This window comes from Brumicola blandensis, assembly GCF_031846165.1.
Classification (GTDB): Bacteria; Pseudomonadota; Gammaproteobacteria; order Enterobacterales; family Alteromonadaceae; genus Glaciecola; species Glaciecola blandensis.
This window is the reverse complement of record NZ_JAVRIE010000009.1, coordinates 49,749-58,214: the sequence shown is the minus strand read 5'-3', so window position 1 is coordinate 58,214 and position 8,466 is coordinate 49,749. Positions and strand designations below refer to the sequence as shown.

The 8,466-nt window shown below is 42.1% G+C and carries 10 protein-coding genes; 1 reads left to right on the top strand and 9 read right to left on the bottom strand.

Going from position 1 to position 8,466, the window contains the following annotated elements:
- Positions 1 to 288: 288 nt before the first annotated feature.
- The gene (locus RM544_RS17205; RefSeq protein ID WP_311363059.1) at positions 289 to 1,254 is read left to right on the top strand and encodes an integron integrase; all 966 of its coding nucleotides are present in this window, start codon (positions 289 to 291) and stop codon (positions 1,252 to 1,254) included.
- Between the two features lie 93 nt (positions 1,255 to 1,347).
- Here RM544_RS17205 and RM544_RS17200 read toward each other — a convergent pair whose 3' ends face one another.
- From RM544_RS17200 to RM544_RS17160, 9 genes are all read right to left on the bottom strand, one after another.
- Positions 1,348 to 1,761, bottom strand: coding sequence for a F0F1 ATP synthase subunit epsilon (locus tag RM544_RS17200; RefSeq protein WP_311363058.1), 414 nt, complete (start codon positions 1,759 to 1,761; stop codon positions 1,348 to 1,350).
- Positions 1,762 to 1,812: 51 nt separating this feature from the next.
- Positions 1,813 to 3,195 carry a F0F1 ATP synthase subunit beta gene (gene atpD, locus RM544_RS17195; protein ID WP_311363057.1) on the bottom strand — a complete coding sequence of 461 codons (1,383 nt, stop codon included), beginning with the start codon at positions 3,193 to 3,195 and terminating at the stop codon, positions 1,813 to 1,815.
- A gap of 58 nt (positions 3,196 to 3,253) precedes the next feature.
- Positions 3,254 to 4,114: a F0F1 ATP synthase subunit gamma gene (gene atpG / locus RM544_RS17190; protein ID WP_311363056.1), complete on the bottom strand. Its 861-nt coding sequence runs from the start codon at positions 4,112 to 4,114 to the stop codon at positions 3,254 to 3,256.
- Positions 4,115 to 4,174: 60 nt separating this feature from the next.
- A complete protein-coding gene (gene atpA, locus RM544_RS17185) occupies positions 4,175 to 5,716 on the bottom strand; it encodes a F0F1 ATP synthase subunit alpha (RefSeq protein WP_311363055.1) in 1,542 nt (513 codons plus the stop codon).
- A gap of 14 nt (positions 5,717 to 5,730) precedes the next feature.
- Positions 5,731 to 6,264, bottom strand: a complete 534-nt coding sequence (atpH, locus tag RM544_RS17180; protein WP_311363054.1) for a F0F1 ATP synthase subunit delta — start codon at positions 6,262 to 6,264, stop codon at positions 5,731 to 5,733.
- Between the two features lie 12 nt (positions 6,265 to 6,276).
- Positions 6,277 to 6,747: a F0F1 ATP synthase subunit B gene (atpF, locus tag RM544_RS17175; RefSeq protein WP_311363053.1), complete on the bottom strand. Its 471-nt coding sequence runs from the start codon at positions 6,745 to 6,747 to the stop codon at positions 6,277 to 6,279.
- Positions 6,748 to 6,793: 46 nt separating this feature from the next.
- On the bottom strand, positions 6,794 to 7,018 hold the full coding sequence (atpE, locus tag RM544_RS17170) for a F0F1 ATP synthase subunit C (RefSeq protein ID WP_297348786.1): 225 nt from the start codon (positions 7,016 to 7,018) through the stop codon (positions 6,794 to 6,796).
- A gap of 64 nt (positions 7,019 to 7,082) precedes the next feature.
- Entirely contained in the window at positions 7,083 to 7,916 is an 834-nt protein-coding gene (gene atpB, locus RM544_RS17165) for a F0F1 ATP synthase subunit A (protein ID WP_311363052.1), read from the bottom strand.
- Between the two features lie 56 nt (positions 7,917 to 7,972).
- Complete coding sequence (locus RM544_RS17160; RefSeq protein ID WP_432264495.1) at positions 7,973 to 8,356, bottom strand: ATP synthase subunit I; 384 nt, start codon at positions 8,354 to 8,356, stop codon at positions 7,973 to 7,975.
- Positions 8,357 to 8,466: the final 110 nt, after the last annotated feature.

Genomic DNA, 8,466 nt, shown 5'->3' with positions numbered 1-8,466 from the left:
GTTGTATGCTTTTAGCTTTTTGTTGCGTGCTTTTCTAGCACACTAACAACCTATTACCCGAAAAAGTTCTCGGTATGGTGTATCGAAAAAAATCCTTATTTTCATATTTTTACTTCCTGTTTATTGATATTAGATTTGGTTGAAACCACTGACAACAAGATTTGGGTTTTTATTCCTTATTTCTACACTGTACCAAAGTCGGGAATTTTTACAAACTATTGCTCTTTCCCTGCGCTTGCGTTTTACTGAGTATTCAAACAGTAATTTTTTGCAGTAAAGGACTATTGCATGAATAATCAATTCTTATCATTTGTTGAAGAACAAATGTATCTTCGCCGCTATGCGAAGCGTTCAATCCAAACTTACTTAAAGTGGATACATGGTTTTATTCGTTTCCACGGTGGGCAGCATCCTTCGGTGCTTTTTGATGATCATGTAGAGCAGTATTTGACTTACTTGGTAACCCAAAAACATGTGGCGGCAAATACACAATCGATTGCGCTTAACGCAATAAGCTTTTTGTACAAAGAAATAGTAAAGCGACCACTTTCGCCAGATCTAAAGTTTGCTAGAAGTAATCGACAGCAAAAACTACCAACCGTGTTAACAGTTCAAGAAATAGAACAGCTGTTTCTACATATCAACACACATTATAAATTACCGGCAGCCCTACTGTATGGGAGTGGGTTGAGGTTAATGGAATGCTTACGTTTGCGTACTCAAGATATCGACTTTGATTTTAAAAACATTCGAGTATGGGATGGCAAAGGCGGGAAGCACCGTGTTGTAACTCTTGCCGATGAGTTACTTTCACCACTTCGCTCTCAAATCCAATTAGTAAACCATTTTTTGGTGCTCGATCGTGGGAATAACAGTTTTGCAGGCGTGTACATGCCAAAAGGCTTACGAAACAAATCTCCAAATAGTCCTTTTACGATTGGTTGGCAGTATTTATTTCCGTCAAAAACGCTCTCAATCGACCCAGAATCAAAATTAAAGCGTAGGCACCATATTGATGAGTCAAGCTTGCGTAAGGCGATTGCAGCGGCTCAAATGGCAGCAAGAATCGAAAAGAAAGTAGGTCCGCATACCCTTAGGCATTCTTTTGCGACTCATTTATTACAAAACGGTGCTGATATTAGAACAGTGCAAGATCAACTAGGACATGCTGATATACGAACAACACAAATCTATACGCACATTCTACAACGAGGAGGGAACGCAGTTGTTAGCCCTTTGAAGAATGTATTTTAACGTTGAATCTATAGCGCAAATTTGTTTCACATGAAACAAAAAACCCAGCATTCTCTCGATTGCTGGGTTTTTAAATTTTTTGTAGCTACTAACTTACTTACGCAGTTTTTGAATCAATCTCAACTGAGCAATAGCTTCAGCTAGCTCAATCGCTGCTTCAGCATAATCGAAGTCTGCACCGCCTTTAGCGATGGTTTCTTCAGCATGTTTTTTCGCTTCTTGAGCAGCTGCTTCGTCCAAATCTTCTGCACGAACAGCGGTGTCAGCAAGAACGGTAATGCTTCCTGGTTGTATCTCTAAGATACCGCCAGCAACATAAATCAATTCTTCTTCACCAAACTGTTTAACTACTCGAACCATGCCAGGTTGTAAGCCAGTAATCAAAGGAGCATGACCAGGGTGTATACCCAGCTCACCTTCGCTACCTGTGACTTGGACCGTTTCAACGAGACCAGAGAATATCTCTGTTTCTGCGCTTACTACGTCCAAATGTACTGTCATTGCCATGGGGCCTCCTATTAGGCAGCTTTCGCTGCACTATAAGTATTAATCCGCGAATTACTTCTTAGATTTTTCAAGTGCTTCGTCGATAGAACCAACCATGTAGAAAGCTTGCTCTGGAAGGCTGTCGTACTCGCCGTCCAAGATACCTTTAAAGCCGCTAATGGTGTCTTTCAATGAAACATACTTACCAGGAGAACCAGTAAAGACTTCTGCTACGAAGAAAGGTTGTGACAAGAAACGCTGAATCTTACGAGCGCGTGATACTACTTGTCTATCTTCTTCAGAAAGCTCATCCATACCTAGGATAGCAATGATGTCTTTTAGTTCTTTATAACGCTGCAATACAGACTGAACGCCACGAGCAACATCATAGTGTTCTTGACCAATGACTAATGGGTCAAGTTGACGAGATGTAGAATCTAGTGGATCAACCGCTGGGTAAATACCCAAAGACGCAATATCACGTGACAATACAACTGTTGCATCCAAGTGAGCAAAAGTTGTTGCTGGTGATGGATCCGTCAAGTCATCCGCAGGTACATATACCGCTTGGATAGACGTGATTGAACCAGTCTTAGTTGATGTAATACGTTCTTGAAGTACACCCATTTCTTCAGCAAGCGTAGGCTGATAACCTACCGCTGATGGCATACGACCAAGTAGTGCAGATACTTCAGTACCAGCTAGTGTATAACGGTAGATGTTATCTACGAAGAAAAGTACGTCACGACCTTCGTCACGGAACTTCTCAGCCATAGTCAAGCCTGTCAAAGCAACACGCAAGCGGTTACCAGGAGGCTCATTCATCTGACCGTAAACTAGAGATACTTTATCTAGTACGTTTGATTCGTTCATTTCATGATAGAAATCGTTACCCTCACGAGTACGCTCACCAACACCAGCAAATACTGAATAACCACTGTGTTCGATTGCGATGTTACGGATAAGCTCCATCATGTTTACTGTTTTACCTACACCAGCACCACCGAATAGACCAACTTTACCACCTTTCGCAAATGGGCAAACTAAGTCGATTACTTTGATACCAGTTTCAAGTAGTTCAACAGAACTTGATTGGTCTTCGTAGCTTGGCGCTTCACGGTGAATAGACATTCTCTCTTCTTCACCGATAGGGCCCGCTTCGTCGATTGGATTACCCAATACATCCATGATACGACCCAATGTAGCTGTACCTACAGGTACTTGGATTGCTTCACCGGTATTTTCTACCGCAAGATTACGACGTAAGCCATCTGTAGTACCCAATGCAATTGAACGTACTACGCCGCCACCCAATTGTTGTTGTACTTCTAGAGTTAAGCCTGCTAAGTCACCTTCGGTCACTTTTAGTGCGTCATACACTCTTGGTACTGAGTCTTGTGGAAATTCAATATCCACAACAGCACCAATGATTTGGACGACCTTACCTTGACTCATAATTTGTCCTCTTAATTCCTAAAAATTTGTTCTTTACCTAAATAAGCACGTCGCGCTACTAAACAGCAGCGGCACCACCAACAATCTCACTAATCTCTTGTGTGATTGCGGCTTGACGAGCCTTGTTGTATACCAATTGCAAATCATCAATCAGGTTACCAGCATTGTCGGTTGCCGCTTTCATGGCTACCATTCTGGCTGCTTGCTCTGAAGCAACGTTTTCAACAACACCTTGATAAACCTGAGACTCAATGTAACGAACCATTAATTGTTCCAAAATCTCTTTTGGATCTGGTTCGTAGATGTAGTCCCAACGATGTTTTAATGCTTTATCTTCTGATTTAGGCAAAGGCAACAATTGATTGACCACGGGTTCTTGGGTCATCGTGTTAACAAAGTCGTTATACACGAGGAATACTCGGTCTAACTTCCCTTCGTCATATGCATTAAGCATGACACGAACAATACCAACAACATCTTGAACGCTTGGTTTATCACCTAGTCCTGATTCTGCAGCCATGACGTTACCGCCAAAACGACCGAAGAAGGCACAGGCTTTTGACCCTAGCGCGGCAAAGTGAATATCAACATCTTGTTCTTTCCACTTTTTCGCGTCTTTAGCGACCATCTTAAATTCGTTAGTATTTAAACCACCACATAAACCACGGTCTGTAGAAATAACAATGTACCCTACATTCTTGACTTCACGTTCTTCCAAATAAGGATGGCGATATTCCAAGCTACCGTTAGCAATGTGACCAATCACTTTTAGCATATTTTGCGCATATGGGCGGCCAGAAGCCATTCGGTCTTGCGCCTTCTTCATTTTCGAAGCGGCAACCATTTCCATAGCACTGGTAATCTTTTGAGTATTCTTGATACTCCCAATTTTACCTTTTATCTCTTTTCCGCTAGCCATGACACTTTCTCCAATTACTAAACGACAAGCCCCAAATGTTTACCCTTGAGGCCTATTGAATTACCACGTTTGTGTTGATTTAAACGTTTCGAACGCTTCTTTCAACTGTGATTCAATATCATCGTTATAGTTACCAGTTTCATTGATTGTGTTCATGAGCTCGGTTTTTTCAGTGTTCATATACGAATGAAGTGCTGATTCGAAATCAAGAACTTTGTTAAGTTCGATATCTTTCAAATAGCCTTTTTCAGCCGAGAACAAAGAAACAGCTGTTTCTGCAACCGATAACGGTGCGTACTGATTCTGTTTCATAAGCTCCATTACACGCTCACCGTGTTCTAGCTGTTCACGCGTTGCATCATCAAGGTCAGATGCAAACTGAGAGAACGCCGCTAATTCACGATATTGTGCAAGTGCTAGACGAATACCACCGCCTAACTTTTTAACAATCTTGGTTTGTGCAGCACCACCAACACGAGATACTGAAATACCGGCGTTAACCGCTGGGCGAATACCCGCGTTAAACAAATCACTCTCTAGGAAGATTTGGCCATCGGTAATTGAGATTACGTTTGTTGGTACGAATGCAGAAACGTCACCCGCTTGGGTTTCAATGATTGGTAAGGCAGTTAATGAACCTGTTTTACCTTTCACTTCGCCATTCGTATATTTTTCAACATAAATGTTGTTTACACGTGCAGCACGTTCTAGCAATCTTGAGTGCAAATAGAATACGTCACCAGGGTATGCTTCACGACCTGGAGGACGTTTCAATAGTAGTGATACCTGACGGTATGCTACAGCTTGCTTAGACAAGTCATCATATACGATAAGTGCATCTTCACCGCGGTCGCGGAAATATTCACCCATTGTACAACCAGAGTAAGGTGCCAAGTATTGAAGTGCAGCTGATTCAGAAGCAGATGCAGCAACGATGATGGTGTGACCCATAGCGCCGTGCTCTTCTAGCTTGCGAACCACGTTAGCGATAGTCGATGCTTTCTGACCGATTGCTACGTATACACATTTAATGCCTGTACCTTTTTGGTTGATGATGGCATCAATCGCAAGGGCTGTTTTACCTGTTTGACGGTCACCGATTACCAACTCACGCTGGCCTCGACCGATTGGGATCATAGAGTCAACTGACTTATAACCCGTTTGTACTGGTTGGTCTACCGACTGACGCTCGATTACGCCTGGTGCAATTTTTTCTACTGGTTCAAAACCAGCAGCTTCTACTGCGCCTTTACCATCGATAGGTTCACCTAGTGTGTTTACAACACGACCTAATAGACCTGGGCCTACTGGTACTTCTAGGATACGACCAGTTGATTGTACTTTCATGCCTTCTTGTAAGTCGGCATATGGACCCATTACAACCGCACCAACTGAATCTCGTTCGAGGTTCAATGCGATAGCGTAACGGCTTCCTGGAAGCTCGATCATTTCGCCTTGCATGACATCGGCTAGGCCGTGTATGCGAATAATACCGTCGGTAACACCAACGATAGTTCCTTCATTTCGAGCTTCACTTACTACATCAAACTTTTCAATTCGTTTCTTGATAAGTTCTGCAATTTCAGTGGAATTAAGTTGCATGCTCTTTATCCCCGTTATGCTTGCAACGCGTCTGAAAGACGGTTCAATTTAGAATTTACGGAACCATCTATCACTGTGTCACCGGCTTTAATAATTACGCCAGCGACCAATGCAGGATCCACGTTACAAATAAGCTTCACTTTACGTGCTAATCTTTTCTCTAGCGCCGCACTCATACTATCTAACTGTTTAGCTGACAATTCTATTGCTGACGTAACATCTACGTCTATTTCTTTGTCATAATCCGCCTTGAAGGCGTTAAACTGTGTCGATATATCAGGCAATGCAGATAAACGATTATTTTCAGCCAAAACTTTTACGAAGTTCTGACCCTGAGTGTTGAGTTGTTCACCACAAACGCCAACGAATATTTCAGCAAGTTTGTCAGACGCATAAGCACCTGTTAGCAAGTTTCGGATGTCGTCGTTCTTTGCGACTTCACCAGCAAAAACTAGCATTTCTTGCCAATTCGCGATGTCTGAGGTCTCAACCGCGAAATCAATAGCGGCTTTGGCATAAGGGCGAGCTACGGTTGTCAATTCAGACATGGCTCATCTCCCTTATAGCTCAGCGACAAGTTTTTCAACAATGTCGTTCTGTGCCTGTGCATCGATTTCACGTGCTAGAATTTTTTCAGCACCAGATATTGCTAGTACAGCAACCTGTTTGCGTAAATCTTCTTTAACGCGATTACGTTCAGCTTCGATTTCAGCATAACCTTGAGCGATAATTTTCTCACGCTCAGCATGTCCACGTTGTGTCTCTTCATCAACAAGTTGATTAGCACGTTTCTTTGCTTGTTCTACGATTTCGGCAGCTTGACTTTTCGCTTCTTTTAACTGCTCTGTCGCTTTCGCTTGAGCAAGTTCTAGGTCTTTAGTAGCACGCTCTGAAGCAGCCAAACCATCAGCGATAGTTTTTTGGCGATCTTCAATTGCTTTCATTAGTGGCGGCCATACATACTTCATGCAGAACCACACAAACACAGCAAATGCGATTAATTGACCTATTAGAGTGGCGTTCATATTCATGGGCTACTCCTCCTATATAAAGTTCACTAACTGACTGTAGTATTTATTAGCCTAGGCCAACAGCGAACAATAGATATAGAGCGATACCAACACCGATCATTGCGATAGCATCGATAAGACCAGCTACGATGAACATTTTCACCTGTAGTTGTGGTGCTAGTTCTGGCTGACGAGCAGCAGATTCTAGAAATTTACCACCAAGAATACCGAAACCAATAGCAGTACCTAGGGCACCCATACCGATTAGTAGAGCAACTGCGATAGCGATCATTACATATCTCCGATTTTTAGTTAAAGTTTAAAGTTAAAAAATAAAATGTTGTGAAACTCTGTTCCTAGTGGTCTTCACTAGCCAAACTTAAATACACGATAGTTAACATCATGAAGATAAAGGCTTGTAACGGAAGTACTAGAATATGGAAAACCGCCCATGCAAAGTGCAATGGCAACTGGAAGAATCCAATTGTAGCGATCAAAATAAATATCAATTCACTGGCGTACAAGTTACCGAATAAACGAAGTGCAAGTGAAAGTGGACGAGCAAACAAGGTAACTAATTCAAGTATCAGGTTTACTGGGATAAATGCCCAATGGTTGAAAGGGTTAAGGCTTAGCTCTTTCGCGAAACCGCCAATGCCTTTCATTTTGATAGAATAGAAAATAATCAGTGCGAACACACCAAGTGCCAACGCTAGCGTTAAGTTCAAGTCGGTGGTAGGAACAGCCTTCATGTAAACATCATGCGGGTCCATGCCAAAACCATACTGACCAATCCAACCAGCAATGGTTGGTAAAACATCAACAGGGACTAAATCCATCAAGTTCATCAACAATACCCAAACGAATATCGTTAACGCCAATGGAGCGATTAATGCGCTTTTGCCGTGGAATGTGCTAGTGACGTTGTCATTAACAAAATCAACAATCAACTCAACAAAGGCTTGTCCTTTCGAAGGAACACCTGTTGTTGCTTTTTTTGCAGTGCGGCGGAAGATGAAAAGAAATAACAAACCCAAACCAATCGACCAAGCCATGGTGTCGACGTGAATGGCCCAGAAGCCAGCGTCGGCGCATGCTTTGTTGAAGGCAATACCAGATTCGGTATTACACATCGTCGCATTCGTTAAATGGTGTTGGATATATTCCGTAGTAGTATATTCAGAAGCCATTGTTTAACCCAAATTGTGTAATTTAAAAATTGTTACATTGCATCGTTTACAAGTCACTACGACATTTGGCGTAGTCGATACATAGCTAGCCATTGGCTAACCATTGCTACTACATATGCGCCTAATAGTGGGACGGGCGCTGCATTTAGCTGAGAAAATGCAGTAGCAAAAAATATGGCGGTTAAAGCAAGTTTTAATTTCAATCCCTTGCTAAAACTCTGAACAACCAACTTACTTTTGGTTGCCCCAGCGTATCGGAATGACCAATACGCAAAAATACTATGCGGTATGATGAAGGAGAGGGCGCCTAAAACTACTGCAACTGTATATTCTGGTTTTATGATTAAAACGATCAATATTAACACTAGTGATGATATACATTGCGCAACAATCCCTTTTTTGGCTAATTTTTTTCCGTTATTTGCCAAATTCACGGGCATTATTTCATCCTACAATTCATACCTAATCAAAGGCGCACGAAGTATACTGCTATGACAGAATAATTCAACTCTTTCGCGCTTTTTTCCCTGTGTTGGTGCACCAAGCGCAC

Coding starts and splice junctions, on each gene's coding strand:
- atpH (WP_311363054.1), bottom strand. CDS start 6,264: ATGTCTGAATTGACAACCGTAGCTCGCCCTTATGCCAAAGCCGCTATT.
- atpF (WP_311363053.1), bottom strand. CDS start 6,747: ATGAATATGAACGCCACTCTAATAGGTCAATTAATCGCATTTGCTGTG.
- atpE (WP_297348786.1), bottom strand. CDS start 7,018: ATGATCGCTATCGCAGTTGCTCTACTAATCGGTATGGGTGCCCTAGGT.
- atpB (WP_311363052.1), bottom strand. CDS start 7,916: ATGGCTTCTGAATATACTACTACGGAATATATCCAACACCATTTAACG.
- RM544_RS17205 (WP_311363059.1), top strand. CDS start 289: ATGAATAATCAATTCTTATCATTTGTTGAAGAACAAATGTATCTTCGC.
- RM544_RS17200 (WP_311363058.1), bottom strand. CDS start 1,761: ATGGCAATGACAGTACATTTGGACGTAGTAAGCGCAGAAACAGAGATA.
- atpG (WP_311363056.1), bottom strand. CDS start 4,114: ATGGCTAGCGGAAAAGAGATAAAAGGTAAAATTGGGAGTATCAAGAAT.
- atpA (WP_311363055.1), bottom strand. CDS start 5,716: ATGCAACTTAATTCCACTGAAATTGCAGAACTTATCAAGAAACGAATT.
- atpD (WP_311363057.1), bottom strand. CDS start 3,195: ATGAGTCAAGGTAAGGTCGTCCAAATCATTGGTGCTGTTGTGGATATT.
- RM544_RS17160 (WP_432264495.1), bottom strand. CDS start 8,356: ATGCCCGTGAATTTGGCAAATAACGGAAAAAAATTAGCCAAAAAAGGG.